Annotated in this window: 16 protein-coding genes; 6 read left to right on the top strand and 10 right to left on the bottom strand. The window is 56.6% G+C overall.

Annotated elements, in window-relative coordinates:
* The first annotated feature begins 18 nt into the window (after positions 1-18).
* Positions 19-1521 carry a UbiD family decarboxylase gene (locus tag CWM54_RS02185; RefSeq protein ID WP_100679918.1) on the top strand — a complete coding sequence of 501 codons (1503 nt, stop codon included), beginning with the start codon at positions 19-21 and terminating at the stop codon, positions 1519-1521.
* A 75-nt stretch (positions 1522-1596) separates the two neighbouring features.
* Here CWM54_RS02185 and CWM54_RS02180 read toward each other — a convergent pair whose 3' ends face one another.
* Positions 1597-2007: a Spy/CpxP family protein refolding chaperone gene (locus CWM54_RS02180; RefSeq protein ID WP_032730058.1), complete on the bottom strand. Its 411-nt coding sequence runs from the start codon at positions 2005-2007 to the stop codon at positions 1597-1599.
* A 129-nt stretch (positions 2008-2136) separates the two neighbouring features.
* Positions 2137-2823 (bottom strand): EAL domain-containing protein, encoded by a 687-nt coding sequence (locus CWM54_RS02175; protein WP_100695780.1) that lies wholly within the window; start codon positions 2821-2823, stop codon positions 2137-2139.
* Positions 2824-3289: 466 nt separating this feature from the next.
* Between CWM54_RS02175 and CWM54_RS27980 the strand changes: the two genes are divergently transcribed.
* Positions 3290-3478, top strand: a complete 189-nt coding sequence (locus tag CWM54_RS27980; protein WP_133123755.1) for a hypothetical protein — start codon at positions 3290-3292, stop codon at positions 3476-3478.
* On the opposite strand, the gene CWM54_RS02170 is transcribed toward CWM54_RS27980, so the two are convergent.
* Positions 3457-4089 (bottom strand): helix-turn-helix domain-containing protein, encoded by a 633-nt coding sequence (locus CWM54_RS02170; protein ID WP_100695778.1) that lies wholly within the window; start codon positions 4087-4089, stop codon positions 3457-3459. The two genes, CWM54_RS27980 and CWM54_RS02170, sit on opposite strands and share 22 nt — an antisense overlap.
* Positions 4090-4662: 573 nt before the next feature.
* On the opposite strand from CWM54_RS02170, the gene CWM54_RS02165 reads away from it, so the two are divergent.
* Entirely contained in the window at positions 4663-4860 is a 198-nt protein-coding gene (locus CWM54_RS02165) for a hypothetical protein (protein ID WP_061155019.1), read from the top strand.
* Positions 4861-4919: 59 nt separating this feature from the next.
* Here the strand turns inward: CWM54_RS02165 and CWM54_RS02160 are convergent, their stop codons facing one another.
* Positions 4920-5714: an AraC family transcriptional regulator gene (locus CWM54_RS02160; RefSeq protein ID WP_100679915.1), complete on the bottom strand. Its 795-nt coding sequence runs from the start codon at positions 5712-5714 to the stop codon at positions 4920-4922.
* Positions 5715-5791: 77 nt separating this feature from the next.
* On the opposite strand from CWM54_RS02160, the gene CWM54_RS02155 reads away from it, so the two are divergent.
* The 3 genes from CWM54_RS02155 to CWM54_RS02145 are packed head-to-tail and all read left to right on the top strand — an operon-like array spanning position 5792 to position 8965.
* A complete protein-coding gene (locus tag CWM54_RS02155; protein ID WP_100695776.1) occupies positions 5792-7843 on the top strand; it encodes an FUSC family protein in 2052 nt (683 codons plus the stop codon).
* Positions 7836-8048 carry a DUF1656 domain-containing protein gene (locus CWM54_RS02150; RefSeq protein WP_074386273.1) on the top strand — a complete coding sequence of 71 codons (213 nt, stop codon included), beginning with the start codon at positions 7836-7838 and terminating at the stop codon, positions 8046-8048. Before CWM54_RS02155 ends, CWM54_RS02150 begins: the two co-directional genes overlap by 8 nt.
* Entirely contained in the window at positions 8045-8965 is a 921-nt protein-coding gene (locus CWM54_RS02145) for an HlyD family secretion protein (RefSeq protein ID WP_100695774.1), read from the top strand. Before CWM54_RS02150 ends, CWM54_RS02145 begins: the two co-directional genes overlap by 4 nt.
* Here CWM54_RS02145 and cydB read toward each other — a convergent pair.
* The 6 genes from cydB to CWM54_RS02115 all read right to left on the bottom strand — a co-directional run bounded on the left by cydB (position 8953) and on the right by CWM54_RS02115 (position 13634).
* Positions 8953-9969 carry a cytochrome d ubiquinol oxidase subunit II gene (gene cydB, locus CWM54_RS02140; RefSeq protein ID WP_100695772.1) on the bottom strand — a complete coding sequence of 339 codons (1017 nt, stop codon included), beginning with the start codon at positions 9967-9969 and terminating at the stop codon, positions 8953-8955. The genes CWM54_RS02145 and cydB overlap by 13 nt on opposite strands.
* Positions 9966-11372, bottom strand: a complete 1407-nt coding sequence (locus CWM54_RS02135; RefSeq protein ID WP_061155025.1) for a cytochrome ubiquinol oxidase subunit I — start codon at positions 11370-11372, stop codon at positions 9966-9968. The genes cydB and CWM54_RS02135 overlap by 4 nt, the downstream gene beginning before the upstream one ends.
* 55 nt (positions 11373-11427) lie before the next feature.
* Complete coding sequence (locus CWM54_RS02130) at positions 11428-12315, bottom strand: manganese catalase family protein (protein ID WP_100631739.1); 888 nt, start codon at positions 12313-12315, stop codon at positions 11428-11430.
* A gap of 16 nt (positions 12316-12331) precedes the next feature.
* Complete coding sequence (locus CWM54_RS02125) at positions 12332-12838, bottom strand: ferritin-like domain-containing protein (RefSeq protein ID WP_061155027.1); 507 nt, start codon at positions 12836-12838, stop codon at positions 12332-12334.
* 26 nt (positions 12839-12864) lie between these two features.
* Positions 12865-13359: a ferritin-like domain-containing protein gene (locus tag CWM54_RS02120; RefSeq protein ID WP_008807707.1), complete on the bottom strand. Its 495-nt coding sequence runs from the start codon at positions 13357-13359 to the stop codon at positions 12865-12867.
* A gap of 89 nt (positions 13360-13448) precedes the next feature.
* Positions 13449-13634, bottom strand: coding sequence for a general stress protein (locus tag CWM54_RS02115; protein WP_004150795.1), 186 nt, complete (start codon positions 13632-13634; stop codon positions 13449-13451).
* Between the last annotated feature and the right edge of the window lie 681 nt (positions 13635-14315).

Below are 14315 nucleotides of genomic sequence, written 5' to 3'. Positions count from 1 at the left end.
CACGCTAAGGAGAACATCATGACCGCACCGATTCAGGATCTGCGCGACGCTATCGCGCTGCTGCAACAGCATGACAATCAGTACCTCGAAACCGATCATCCGGTTGACCCTAACGCTGAGCTGGCCGGCGTCTATCGCCACATCGGCGCGGGCGGCACCGTGAAGCGCCCCACCCGCATCGGCCCGGCGATGATGTTTAACAATATTAAGGGCTATCCGCACTCGCGCATCCTGGTGGGCATGCACGCCAGCCGCCAGCGGGCCGCGCTGCTGCTGGGCTGCGAAGCCTCACAGCTGGCGCTGGAAGTAGGCAAAGCGGTGAAAAAACCGGTCGCGCCGGTGGTCGTTCCGGCCAGCAGCGCCCCCTGTCAGGAACAGGTCTTTCTGGCCGACGATCCGGATTTTGATTTGCGCACCCTGCTCCCGGCGCCCACCAACACCCCGATCGACGCCGGTCCCTTCTTCTGCCTGGGCCTGGCGCTGGCCAGCGATCCCGACGACGCCTCGCTCACCGACGTCACCATCCACCGCTTGTGCGTCCAGGGCCGGGATGAGCTGTCGATGTTTCTCGCCGCTGGCCGCCATATCGAAGTGTTTCGCCAGAAAGCCGAGGCCGCTGGCAAACCGCTGCCGATAACCATCAATATGGGACTCGATCCGGCTATCTATATCGGCGCCTGCTTTGAAGCGCCGACCACCCCGTTTGGCTATAACGAACTGGGCGTCGCCGGCGCGCTGCGTCAGCGTCCGGTAGAGCTGGTACAGGGCGTCAGCGTCCCGGAGAAAGCCATCGCTCGCGCCGAGATCGTTATCGAAGGGGAACTGCTGCCGGGCGTACGCGTCAGAGAGGATCAGCACACCAACAGCGGCCACGCGATGCCGGAGTTTCCTGGCTACTGCGGCGGCGCCAATCCGTCGCTGCCGGTGATAAAAGTCAAAGCGGTGACCATGCGAAACAATGCGATTCTGCAGACGCTGGTAGGGCCGGGCGAAGAGCATACCACCCTCGCCGGGCTGCCAACGGAAGCCAGTATCTGGAATGCCGTTGAAGCCGCTATCCCGGGCTTTTTACAAAATGTCTACGCCCACACCGCGGGCGGCGGTAAATTCCTCGGGATCCTGCAGGTGAAAAAACGCCAGCCCGCCGACGAAGGGCGTCAGGGGCAGGCCGCGCTGGTAGCACTGGCGACCTATTCCGAGCTGAAAAATATCATTCTGGTCGATGAAGATGTCGATATCTTTGACAGCGACGATATCCTGTGGGCCATGACCACCCGCATGCAGGGGGATGTCAGCATCACGACGATCCCCGGCATTCGTGGTCACCAGTTGGATCCTTCCCAGACCCCGGCATACAGCACGTCGATCCGCGGAGAGGGTATCAGTTGCAAGACGATTTTCGATTGCACGGTGCCGTGGGCGCTAAAATCACACTTCGAGCGCGCACCGTTTGCCGATGTCGATCCGCGTCCGTTTGCGCCGGAGTATTTTGCCCGGCTGGAAAAAAACCACGGTCAGTAAAATCAGGTGATAGCCGCCGGAGCACGGCGGCATCTTCCGAGCCAGTATCACCTGCAACGGGTGGCTGACGCAGGGTTAGTTGATCGCGGCGGAAAGGTCTTTTTTCACCTGCTCACGCTGCTCGGGGGTCAGCACCTGGCTCACGTCGAAGTAGTATTTCACACGATAATATCGCACCTGCTGGTCCAACTGGCCAAAGGCGGCCAGCTGCTGTTTGACCTTAGCGTCGTCCCATTTTCCGGAGTGAATAACGTCTGCCAGGGCACCATCCTGATAGCCGCTGATTTTAATCTGGCTTACATTATTTTCGAATCCCTGACGCAGCGTCTGGATTTTGGCGACCTGCTCTTCACTCAGCTTCAGGTGCTGGACGACCGGATCCTGCGAGACAGACGGTACGTCGGCGGAGGTCGACGCCTGGCTGGCTGCCGTAAAGCAGGTGGTCAGCGCAATGGCGAGCAGGGTGTTACGCAAGCGAGTATTCACAGTGAATGATCCTTCAGAAAAGAAAATGAGAGGCGATTATCACTGCGCTAATAAAGACTATCTGTAACAAAGGGTTAATTTAAAACTGGATAAAAAAAGGATGGTAAGAAGCAGAAATCAGATCCCGGGTCAGCAGCACAGAAAGATATATTCATCCTTCCAGTAACGGCCCTGTCCAATGATATCCCCGGCGGCGCTGATTAACTGTTTTTGCTTTTCGGTTTCAATACCCTCAACGATCACATGGCTGGTCAGGGTATGAATAGACTGCAACAGCCCGGGAAAAGCGGGGTCGTTTTCTTTATCCCAGAAGTAATCTTTATCCACTTTGACACAATCGAAGCGGAAGCGCTCGAGCAGCGGGAAGGACGTCCGTCCGCGGCCAAAATCATCCAGCCAGACCGGGCAAAGCGCCGCCAGCGTGCTCAGCGCCGTCAGCTCACGTCCGGCGATAAACTCGTGAAAGTTCTCATTTATTTCCAGAGCAATGTGTTTACAGGAGCGCAGGAAATCACAGAGATAGCGATCCGTCAGAATAAAGTGGCTTAATAAATCATCAATATTCAGCGATATCGGCTTATTATCGACCCGGGCGAAATCAAATACGGAAAGTAACTCGATTTGCCGAATAAATAGAGCAAGCTTGTCGCGTTCGGTGAGCGTGGAGAAAGAAAACGTCGACGCTGAGGCGGTATTTTGTGCAGGTGCTATAATATCTTTAGTGAGCAATTCCCACGAGTGGTAGCCGCCATCGTTGCTAATAGCGGGCTCCAGAACGAAGCGATAAGAGGTATTTTTCACGTTTTCTTCAACCATTTAAAAAATACCAAAAATAAGAAAGGGTTAAAGCATGTCATATATTTTCCGCCAACAAAAATAGTTTAAAGTGATCGATAATAATCATTCGATAGTTAAAAGCTATCAAGATATAATTTATTGATCGGTAAATTGAATTAATATAAATTAGCCACTGCTGTAACACTCTCTTAAATGTCAATTAAAATATCGTTTCAAACCAGCCAGTTACCAGAGCAATCTGCGTAAAGCATGGTCACTTCACGCGTTGTCCCGCCAGGTAAAAAAGAGCGGTGTAATAAAAATTAAAAATACAAGCCGCCAATTTTAGTCATATCATTATGCCGAATATGAATAACGCCGATCTCTGCGGCGCCTCTTCGCCTGGCATGTCATGAATCCTCAATAAAAAAATGTGATCCCGTCGACAAAACGTCATACTTTACCGCTACCCTGCAACGAGGAAGAGTGAAGTGGATGACAGGCAGTGAAAAAAATAAACGTGATTCCGCTGGGGCTGATGCTATTAATGCTCATCGCCAGCGCGTGGCTGGGACCTGCGCCGCGGCACACCGGCAGAATGCAGTGCGTTTGGTTTGACGGGGCAATGGTGAGCTGCCTGCAAAAGCAACGGCTGGGCGAAGGCTCACCGCATCATTCGCTGGTCAGACGATAAACCGGTACCCGTCGGAGGGTGTTGAACAGATTGTCGCTGACTTCGACCTCTTCGGTGACAATTCTCATGCCGGACCGGCGCAATTGCGCAATATCCGCCGCCACCCGCTGACTGCCGAACCAGAATAGCGCATCAAGCGCGGTAACCGGCAAGCCGGCAAGTAGCGCATGGCGAAGTCGCTCCCGGGCCGGCTTTATCTCGCGGGCAATCTGCTGGTACGGGGTCGACGTCGGTCCCTGCGGATCGACGCGACGGATACGGTTTGACAGGTGGTACTGGAAGGTCTCCGGAATCGCCTGTAAATCCTGCTTCAGACTGTAGACACAACCGTAGCGTTTGCCGTTGAAAACGGCGGCTTTACGGTTGAGCTGCAGCTGATCGCGCACATCCGCGATCAGCTGTGGCGCGCGCACCAGCAGCAGGCGAAAAGGCAGTTCGAAGCTGGTGACATAGTCGACGTTCAATAGCGCAATGCGCAGACGCTCGTCAGCCCCGGCCTGCAGCTGACGACACTCCAGATAGACCTCACGCCACTGCGCTCTGAGCCGTGGCGACTCACCGGCTTCGGTAAACTGGTATTTTTCAATATCGTAATCAATTCTCCCGGCCACCGCGCATTCCTTTCTGAATCAGTCCGGCGTCATAATAACATCCTCTGGCGCAGTACCCTATGCCGAGCGCCCTCGCGTATCCCCTTCCCGGTTATTTACGATACAGATAACGGGTGATGACCACATCAAGGACATACAGCAGGAAAATAACGCTGCTTAACCACAATAAACCTGCGAATAAATCAAGTAATTGCATCGTTGCTCCCTCACTGTTAGCCATCGCCAAATGACGCCCTATCACCATAAAGTAGTTAAGTTCTGCCTTAACAGCCACCGAATAACATTATTTAGTGAAAAGAAACCCCGGCGCTATTGTACGTTCATTTCACTGTCATCAATTTGTCATCATAAAATGTCTATCATCAACCCGCGCCGCTGGGTTGCCCCGCGCCTCATGGCATCCAGGAGAAACGCGCGGCCACAGGTTTAACAACATGGAATAATATCGCCCCACCGTATCCTTAATGACATTGCATCATCTTATATCAGGCGCTACTGTCATCCTGCTGAATAATCCGGAAAACGCTTTAAACAATAAACGCCCTGCTGATTGGTTTACCATGGAGAAATAAGATGCCCAGCGAAAAAGCCCGCAGTCTTGACCATTTCTATGAATTACTGGCGACAGGACAACACCCGAAAATCGAACTCGATTTTGATGTCGACGCGGACGATTTTTTTAAAATCGCCACCGAGTTTGGCGATATTGGCGCGAAGATCACCCGGGTTAACGAGCGATTTATTATTAAAATCAAGTCGCCGAAAGGGTAAGCGCCCCCCTGCCACCTTGTTGGGCGTTACGCCAGCCGTCGCGGCCCGACAAGGTTTTCTTAACGAGCCGCGGTCTGACGTTCGGCAAAATAGTGCGCTGGTGTCGTCCCCATCGTTTTTTTGAACATGGTAATAAAGGCATTTACCGATTCATACCCCAGCTTAGTCGCCACGTTTTGTACCGAAACGCCGCTGGCCAGCTCCTGCAGGGCAATAATCAAATGCAGCTGCTGGCGCCAGCGCCCGAAGGTGAGGCCGGTCTCCCGCAGCATCACCCGTGCCAGAGAGCGCTCACTCAGCGCCAGACGCTTCGCCCACACCGACAGGGTGCTGCGATCGTCAGGATGGCTGACCAGCCGGTCGGCCATCGCACGAATTTTGGGATGTGCAGAGACGGGCAGATTCAGGCGCTGCGCCGGCATGGTCGCCAGTTCGTCAAGGGTCACCCGGGTGAGTCTCCCGGCATGGCTATCCGCCACATAATCCGCCCCCTCACGAGTGAGTCGCTCCACCAGCTCGTGGATCAGGGGAGAGAGCGCCAGGGTGCAGCAGCTGCCAGGCAGCGCGGCAGCGCCGGGTTCAATAAACAGATAATTGAGGCGCGCGTTCCAGGTGGCGGACACACTGTGCGGAATACCGCCCGGGATCCATACCGCGCAGCGAGGCGGCACAATCCACAGGTTATTTTCCGCCCGACAGCTCACCGCACCATACAGCACAATAATCAACTGCCCTTTGCGATGGGTATGCACCGGCACTTCCGCTTCATACTCGACAAAATCAAGATGACAGGCGACGGCCGGACAGGACGCGGCGTCCGGATCGTACAGCGTATTGGCAAAAGGTGATGGCATACGATTGGCCAGATTCAGGTATTTTTTGACAGAATAGAGTATTTCGCCGCAAGCGCAAGCCAGCCATAATCCGCAGCATGAACATTAACCGCTTTCGCCAGGCCTCCTGGCTGCGTGCCGCAGGCGCCGTCGCGCGCCCTTTCATGCCGCAATCGACTTCAGCCGTCCTGCGCAGTGATGCCCAGGCGGTACTCTTTTCCGCAAAGAGTTTCGCCGCGGCGATGCTGGCGTACTATCTTGCGCTATCCATCGGGCTGCAAAGGCCTTCGTGGGCCATCATCACTGTCTATATTGTGTCGCAGACCTCGGTGGGCGCATCGCTAAGCCGCAGCGTCTATCGCCTGGTCGGGACCCTCGTCGGCGCGGCGGCCACCGTCTTCATCGTGCCCACCTTCGTTAACCAGCCGATCCTGTGTAGCGCCATGCTGGCCCTGTGGATCGCGGGTTGCCTGTGTCTGTCGCTGCTTGAGCGCACGCCGCGCGGATACGCTTTTTTGCTGGCGGGTTACACCGCGAGCCTGATTGGCTTTCCCGCCGTCTCCACGCCCGGGACGATCTTTGACCTCGCGGTCACTCGGGTGGAAGAGATCGCCATCGGTATCTTGTGCGCCGGATTGATTCACCGCTTCGTGCTGCCGGTGCGCATCGCCGGGCGGTTTAACAGCACGCTGGCACAGACGCTGGCAACCGCCCGGCAGCGGATCGCCGATACGCTGGCCGGTAAGCCGGTGGCGGCGGAAACGCTGCGGCTGGCACTGAGCCTGCAGTTTTTGCAGGGCATCAACCACCATCTTCCCTGGGATGACGACCTCTCGGTTCCCCACCGCCAGGCCAGAAAAGCGATCCACGACCGGCTGGCACGACTGTTGATTGTCAATGGCGAATTGCACGACCGTTTACAGAGAGCCGGAAAGCGGCCAGCTGACCTGCAGATGCTGCTGGCGGAAGCAGAGACCTGGCTGAGAGGCCAGGAAGCCCACAGAACGGCGCTCTCCGCCGACGAACTACTCTCCCGCTGCGAGCAGCTCATCAACCGGTACGCCCCTGCGCAGACGCTGAACGAGGCGCTGCGCGTTAGCCTGGTGCGCCACCTGGCGGAAGCCATCCGTCTCCTGCAGCAGAGCGAACGGCTGGCGAAGGCGATTTATCACCGGCGCTCGCCAGCCCTTCCCCCTGACGCCCGCTCGGCAAAGGGCTATGTTTTCCATCGCGATCCGCTCAGCGCCCTGCGGACCGCCTTCGGCGCCTTCGTCATCATCCTCAGCGGCTGCCTGATCTGGATAGGCTCTGCCTGGCCCGATGGCGGCACCGCGGTCTCGATCCTCGGGGTCTGCTGTAGCCTGTTCGCCAGCTTCGATGCACCGGCGGCGCATCTGGTGAAATACCTGATCGGCTGCGTGTGGGGCGTGCTGTTCAGCCTGCTGTATAGTTTCGCCCTGCTGCCGCAGGTGAGCGAATTTGCCCTGCTGGCGGCGATGCTCGCCCCGGTCTATCTGCTGGCCGGTTCGCTGCAGGCGCGACCGCCCACCACCTTTATGGCGATGGGCATCACCCTGACGCTGCCGATATTGTGCGAACTGGGCCCCAGCTACCAGGGGGATTTCGCGACGGCGATGAATACCTCTATCGCGCTGTTTGTCGCCATCGGCTATGCCGCGTTTGGTATGCGCCTGCTGCAAACCGTGCAGGCCGATGCCGCTGTCCATCGTCTGCTGACGCTGTGCCGTCGCGATATCCGCCGCGCCGCGCGGGGCCGACTGGCGCACAATGCCCACCGCTGGACCAATCTGATGATCGACCGGACCGCTTTACTGCTGCCGCGGCTAACGCAGAGCGGGCCAACCGCAGGTCAGCTGCTGGACAAGATGCTGCACGATATTCGTACCGGCCTGGCGGTGATCCACCTGCGCCGTAGCTATCAGCCGGTGGATCGAGAAGCGGCTACCGCTGTGCAGACGCTGCTTGACGCCCTTAAACAGGAGCCGGACATAGAGGCCCTCGCGCAGCCTGTTGACGCACTGTTGGCCCACGGTTTACCGGCTGATGCCGCCTCACATGAGCGCGCGGAAGCGCTCATTTCCCTGTATTGCGCCTTACACTTGCCTGAGGAGAGCCAAAACCATGCGTGATCTCGCGATGGGCGGGGTATTTTTCCCCGGCCTGCTGGTTGTCGGCCTTATCGCCCTGCTCGCGACGCTGCTGTTGCAACCGCTTATTTTCTCCACCCGGGGACTGGGCCGCTTGCCCTGCCGCCCGCTGTGGGGGCTTTCCCTCTATATCGCACTCTTTTTCCTGCTCCTGCAGGAGGTTAACACGCTGGGGTTTGCCGTATGACAGTCTATCTCACTCTTCTGGGCCGCTACGCCCTGACCTTAGGCGCCGTTGCCGCCGCCGCGCTACTGGCTTTCATTCTCTGGAAACAGGAGGCGCAAACGCCCTGGACCCGCGATGGCCGGATGCGGGCCGACGTGGTGCAGATCGCCCCCGATGTCTCGGGGCCGGTGGCCAGCGTGGCGGTGAAAGACAACCAGTGGGTCAATCGGGGAGATGTGCTCTATTCCATCGATCCGCGCTGGCTGAAGCTGGCGGTCAGTAGCGCCCAGGCGGAGGTGGAAGCCCGACGCCAGGAGATGGCGATGCGCCAGGATGCCGCCAGACGACGGGCGCAGATCCAGGGCGTCATCTCCAGCGAAGATCTGAAACAGACCACCAGCGCGGCCAGCGTCGCGGCCGCTAACTACCAGGGCGCGCTGGCGGCACTGGCGCTGGCGCAACTGAATTTAGCGCATGCCACCGTGCGGACGCCGGTGGCCGGGTACGTCACCCATCTGCGGCTACGCCCGGGCGACTATGCCACCGCCGGGGTGACGAAAGTGGCCATTATCGATGGCCAGAGTTTCTGGGTGGTGGGGTATTTTGAAGAGACCCGCCTGCGCCACATCCAGGTTGGCGATACCGCACACATCACGCTGATGGGGTATGATCCGGTCATTACCGGCCATGTGGAGAGTATCGGACACGGGATCGGCGATACCAATGATGAGACCGGCGCCCTGGGCCTGCCGCAGGTCGAGCCGACCTTCAGCTGGGTGCGGCTGGCGCAGCGTGTGCCAGTGCGCATCCATATCGATACTCTGCCCGAGGGGGTGGAACGGGTCGCCGGTTTGTCCGCGACTGTCTCGGTCATTCCCGCGCGGTTGGCGCGACGCGCCGGCAAATCCTCACCTGCCGGCGCGAATCAGGCACAGTGATAGCCTTCGCTGCCGGAGACTTTGCCGCGAAAGACGTAATAGCTCCAGGCGGTATACATCAGGATCACCGGGATAATGAGCAGCGCCCCCGGCAGCATAAATACCTGGCTGGAGGGCGGCGCGGCGGCATCCCACAGGGAGATATTCGGTGGGATAATGTTCGGCCAGACGCTGATCCCCAACCCGCTGAAGCCGAGGAAAATCAGGCCCAGCGTCAGGATAAAGGGACGAGCGTGGCTGGCGGGGCGCGCGCTCAGGCGCCAGATCCACAGGCTCAGCGCCAACACCAGGATCGGTACCGGCACGAACCAGAAGAAATTGGGCAGCGTAAACCAGCGCTCCGCCACGTAGCGCCAGCCCAACGGCGTCCAGACGCTGACCACCGCGATCACCACCATCAGCGCCAGCAGCACCTTGCGGGTCAGCGCGCGCATCCGCTGCTGCAGCGCGCCTTCGCTTTTCATGATAAGCCACGTGGTGCCGAGCAGCAGATAGGCCACCACCAGCCCCAGACCGCAGAACAGGTTAAAGGGGGTAAGCCAGTCCAGCGTCGAACCGGCGAAGCGGCGATCAGCCACCGCAAAGCCGTTGATAAACGCGCCGACGACAATCCCCTGGCTGAAGGTCGCCAGCAGCGAGCCGCCGGCGAAGGCATAATCCCAGAAGGTACGATGTGAGGGAACCGCTTTAAAACGAAACTCAAACGCCACGCCGCGAAAAATCAGGCCGATGAGCATCGCCGTCAGCGGGATGACCAGCGCATCGGTGATCACCGCATAGGCCAGCGGAAAGGCGCCGAACAGCCCAGCCCCGCCGAGTACCAGCCAGGTTTCATTTCCATCCCAGACGGGCGCCACGCTGTTGACCATCACATCGCGCTCTTCGCCATCATGCACCACGCTGAACAGCATCCCAATACCTAAATCGAAACCATCCATCACGATATACATCAGCGTGGCGAAGACGATGATGACAAACCAAATCACCGAGATATCGATGCTCATGATGCGTTCTCCTCATCCCGCACCGGCTCTGCCGCCGAGAGCGGACGCGCCGGGGTGCCGGCAGTTTGCGAGGTCAGCTCCGTCACCGGTTGCGGCCCTTTTTTAATCAGCCGGAAAATGTAGTAATACCCCACGCCAAATACCGCGCAGTAGACCACGATAAACACCAGCAGGCTGATGGCCATCTGCAGCGTGCTGTGCAACGACACCGCATCCCGGGTGCGCAGCAAGCCGTAGATCACCCACGGCTGGCGGCCCATCTCGGTGGTCACCCACCCGGCGACCAGGGCAATAAGGCCGGCAGGCCCCATGCAGAGCGCAAACCACTGAAAGGGACGCGAGTGATACAGCCGCCGCCGATAGCGCAGCCAGGCGCTGCAGATCCCCAAGGCGATCATCAACATTCCCATCCCAACCATGATGCGAAACGACCAGAAAACGGCGGGCGAATAGGGTCGGTCCTCTTTCGGGAAGTCTTTCAGGGCCGGCACCTGCTTATGCAGACTGTGGGTGAGGATCAAGCTGCCGAGAGCGGGGATCTCCAGACCATAGCGGGTGCGCTCCTGTTCCATATCCGGCAGACCAAACAGCAGCAGCGGCGTGGCCTCGCCGGGTCGGTTTTCCCAGTGCCCCTCGATGGCGGCGATCTTCGCTGGCTGATGCTCAAGGGTGTTAAGACCATGCATATCCCCCACCACCGCCTGGATTGGCGCCACCAGCAGCGCCATCCACATCGCCATCGACAGCATTTTGCGGATGGCCGGCGAGTCGTTGCCGCGCAGAAGATGCCACGCGGCAGAGGCCCCGACGAACATGGCGCTGCTGAGAAACGCGGCTATCGCCATATGAAACAAACGATACGGGAACGAGGGGTTAAAGATAATCGCCAGCCAGTCTTGCGGAATGAGATGGCCATTTTCGATGGTAAAACCCTGCGGCGTCTGCATCCAGCTGTTGGAGGCGAGGATCCAGAAAGTGGAGACCAGGGTGCCAAGCGCCACCATGCAGGTAGTAAAAAAATGCAGCGCCGGCGGCACTTTATTCCAGCCAAATAGCATCACCCCGAGGAATCCCGCTTCGAGGAAAAAGGCAGTCAGCACTTCGTACAGCAGCAGCGGGCCGGTAATGCTGCCGGCAAACTGGGAAAATCCGCTCCAGTTGGTGCCGAACTGATAGGACATGACTAATCCGGAGACCACGCCCATCCCAAAATTGACGGCGAAAATTTTCAGCCAGAAATTGTAGAGTGAACGCCAGACATTATCCCGGGTTCGCAGCCACATCCCCTCAAGCACCACCAGGTAGCTGGCAAGGCCGATAGTGATAGCCGGAAAGAGGATATGGAAGGAAACGGTAAAGGCAAATTGCAGTCGGGCCAGATGAAACGCGTCAAATTCAAACATAATCCGCACCCATCATTGTGAATCGCCCCGGCGGCAGCCGGGGCTCATGCGAACATCACTTAGCCGATGATGACGTGTTTTGCTTACCGGCACCGAGTTCGGCGCCGGTCAAAGGATCACCCTGCGGGTCAGACTGCGTTCGCTTCAGCATCGCTTTGCACAGCGCTTCCTGCTCTGGCGTCAGGCCGACAGAAGCGCTGCCATCTCCGCCATCCACGGCCGGCTGCGGATCCTTGACATAATCGAAGTGTTTGTCACTGTTCCAGCTGCCGCGTACTTCTCCACCTTCAGACATATTGTAGTAGGTGTTAGCGTACTCGCTAATGGGCGGCAGTTTGCCCGGCGGATAGTTGTTGCGAATCGACTGCAGCGCCTTCTCAAAAGAGAGCTGATGCGCCGCTTCGCGGGTCATCAGGAACGCCAGCGCGTCTTTCACGCCGGGATCGTCGGTCACGTTGATCAGGCGTTCATAGACGATCTTCGCCCTCGCCTCCGCGGCGACATTCGACCGCAGGTCGGCGGTGGGTTCACCGATAGTATCAATATAGGCCGCCGTCCACGGCACGCCCGCCGAGTTGGTTAGCGGGGGACCGCCGCCGTACAGCAACGAGGTAATATGGCTGTCATTGCCGTTGGCGGTGAGCGAACGATAGAGTTCCGCCTCGCTCTCGGTGCCCTCCGCCAGGGCTCCTTTGGCCCCTTTATTCAGCATGCCGACCAGGGTGCCAATGATCTCCAGATGGCTCAGCTCTTCTGTCGCGATATCCATCAGCATATCTTTGCGGCCGGGATCGTCATCGCTTAATCCCTGGGTGAAATAACGACACGCGGCGGCCAGCTCGCCCTGAGGACCGCCAAACTGTTCGAGCAGTAAATTCGCGAGCCCCGGATTGGGTTCAGCAACGCGCACGGTATACTGCAGTTGTTTCACATGACGAAACATAGGCCTGCCTCCTGGGTTATTTTTTCGCTTCTACGCCGTCAGCATCTGAACGCAGGAGAAACTGTTCCGTGGTCTGAGGAATATGTTTGATCAGCCAGTCAGCCATGGCCTGCTCTTCTGCCAGAATGGCTTCGATAGCCGGGATGGCGGCGGTATCGCCCGCTTTTTCAGCCGCCGCCAGCAGAGAGGTGTAGCAGGCGATCTCAAATTGCTCGAAGACGTACCCGCTGATCGAGCCTTTGACGATTTCATCGGAAGGAAAGATCCCGCCGATGGACTGGCCGAGAGCCGCCATTTTACTCATCGAATCTTTAATCACCGAACGCGAAATATCGTTGCGGTCGAGGATCTCTTCCAGCACAGTAATTTGCCGTTTGGTCTCATTAATATGCTGTTCAATTCTGGCACGGAGATCGGGATAATTATCGATACGGCCAGCCATCGATTCCAGCATGGATTCTGCCTGCTTTTCCATGGCATGCGCATCGCGTAGCCAGTCATGATAATGTTCAACGTGATTCATCGTGATTTCCTCGTGTCAGGGAGCGTTTATTTTTCCGCTTTTTTATTAATATTACCTACCGCCAAATCGGTTAATTTAACGTCGGTTTGCTTTTCTTCTTCCAGCGTTTCGGCAAGTAATTTGACCGCTTTTTTATAGCCCAGCTGTTCTGCCAGGGTGACCAGGGTACCGTAACTGGCTATTTCGTAATGCTCGACCTTTTGCGCAGCGGCAATTAGCGCAGCATCTCGTACCTCATTTTTTTCCGTGCTCTCAACAACTTCATTGGCCTCTTCGATTAATCCTTCCATGGCCACGCATTTCATGCGTTTGATTTTCAGGCCGGATTCCTGCTCAATAATTTGGTCAATACGTTCAATCTGGCCCTGGGTTTCTTCGAGATGAGCATTGAACGCCGCGCTGAGTTTTTCACTGGACGCCGCTCTGGCCAGTTTCGCCAGCCCGCGGGTTAATTGTTTCTCTGCGCTGTAGGTATCTGAGAGCAGGTGAATAAATACATCTTCAATGCTTTTCATATTCATAGAAATACCTTCTGGAGTCAGAAAATAACTGCGAGTCTGTACAGACTCGCAGGAGATACTTTCACTTCAGGGTGCAAGGAAAAGGATAATCAGGAATTATCGGACTTGCGGCCACCGCCGTGGCTGTTTTGTCCGCCTTTTTTACCCGCTTCGGACGCACGCTGCGGATCATTTTTAAAGTTCCCGCCGCTGTGCTGACCACCTTTACGACCTGCTTCAGAAGCTTTTTCACGGTCTTCAGCAAAATTACCGGAACCACCACGATGCTCTGCCATATTTCACCTCATGTATATCGGTTATGTCAGTACGATACGAAAATACTCCGTATCACTCGTCGTTCGATATTTAAATCTAGCGGGTAATGCTGGTTAGTCAAATTATTATTCCGTTTTCCCAACGTCTTTCAGCAGTAATTCGGAATAATTCTACAAAACACATTAAAAATAACCAGACGGCACATTACCGCTAACTTACTGTGTTCAGGGAAATAATACCTGCAGCCCTTATGTTATCTATACAGACGAAGTACTCCTGTTGGGGTATATAACGAAGCGGCGCGGCGAGGCTTCGTCGGCATGAAATTCAGAACTTTTCTAAAGATGACCAATAAAAAAAGCCGCTGGGGGAGCGGCTATCAAATACAAAATGGAGCGAATATCATGCCCAATTAAGGCTAGCCTTCTTCATTCGAATATTCAAATAACCCAACAAACCAAACGCAAAATAAGCGAAGCGTAAAATCCATTCAGCAACTTAAATATCACACGCTTCCATTATTTGTACTCTACGCTTTATTTTTACGGTGGTTTATCGGTGGCCATCGCGTCAGGTCAATATGCCATAAGCCTTCATGTTGTCAGCCGGTACCTCGGAGGTCGTGGGCTTTAAAGCGAAAATCAGCCTCACAGAAACCGTCCTGTGTACGCTGAAATCAAGGTCTGCAGCGAGAAGGCAAC

Source organism: Klebsiella sp. D-Nf1 (assembly GCF_002810515.1).
Classification (GTDB): Bacteria; Pseudomonadota; Gammaproteobacteria; order Enterobacterales; family Enterobacteriaceae; genus Klebsiella; species Klebsiella variicola.
This window is presented reverse-complemented; position numbering and strand designations above follow the sequence as displayed.

Excerpts from the sequence above, each read along its gene's own strand:
- CWM54_RS02185 (WP_100679918.1), top strand. The coding sequence starts at position 19 with ATGACCGCACCGATTCAGGATCTGCGCGACGCTATCGCGCTGCTGCAA.
- CWM54_RS02175 (WP_100695780.1), bottom strand. The coding sequence starts at position 2,823 with ATGGTTGAAGAAAACGTGAAAAATACCTCTTATCGCTTCGTTCTGGAG.
- CWM54_RS02165 (WP_061155019.1), top strand. The coding sequence starts at position 4,663 with ATGCCCAGCGAAAAAGCCCGCAGTCTTGACCATTTCTATGAATTACTG.
- CWM54_RS02160 (WP_100679915.1), bottom strand. The coding sequence starts at position 5,714 with ATGCCATCACCTTTTGCCAATACGCTGTACGATCCGGACGCCGCGTCC.
- CWM54_RS02155 (WP_100695776.1), top strand. The coding sequence starts at position 5,792 with ATGAACATTAACCGCTTTCGCCAGGCCTCCTGGCTGCGTGCCGCAGGC.
- CWM54_RS02150 (WP_074386273.1), top strand. The coding sequence starts at position 7,836 with ATGCGTGATCTCGCGATGGGCGGGGTATTTTTCCCCGGCCTGCTGGTT.
- CWM54_RS02145 (WP_100695774.1), top strand. The coding sequence starts at position 8,045 with ATGACAGTCTATCTCACTCTTCTGGGCCGCTACGCCCTGACCTTAGGC.
- cydB (WP_100695772.1), bottom strand. The coding sequence starts at position 9,969 with ATGAGCATCGATATCTCGGTGATTTGGTTTGTCATCATCGTCTTCGCC.
- CWM54_RS02135 (WP_061155025.1), bottom strand. The coding sequence starts at position 11,372 with ATGTTTGAATTTGACGCGTTTCATCTGGCCCGACTGCAATTTGCCTTT.
- CWM54_RS02130 (WP_100631739.1), bottom strand. The coding sequence starts at position 12,315 with ATGTTTCGTCATGTGAAACAACTGCAGTATACCGTGCGCGTTGCTGAA.
- CWM54_RS02125 (WP_061155027.1), bottom strand. The coding sequence starts at position 12,838 with ATGAATCACGTTGAACATTATCATGACTGGCTACGCGATGCGCATGCC.
- CWM54_RS02120 (WP_008807707.1), bottom strand. The coding sequence starts at position 13,359 with ATGAATATGAAAAGCATTGAAGATGTATTTATTCACCTGCTCTCAGAT.
- CWM54_RS02115 (WP_004150795.1), bottom strand. The coding sequence starts at position 13,634 with ATGGCAGAGCATCGTGGTGGTTCCGGTAATTTTGCTGAAGACCGTGAA.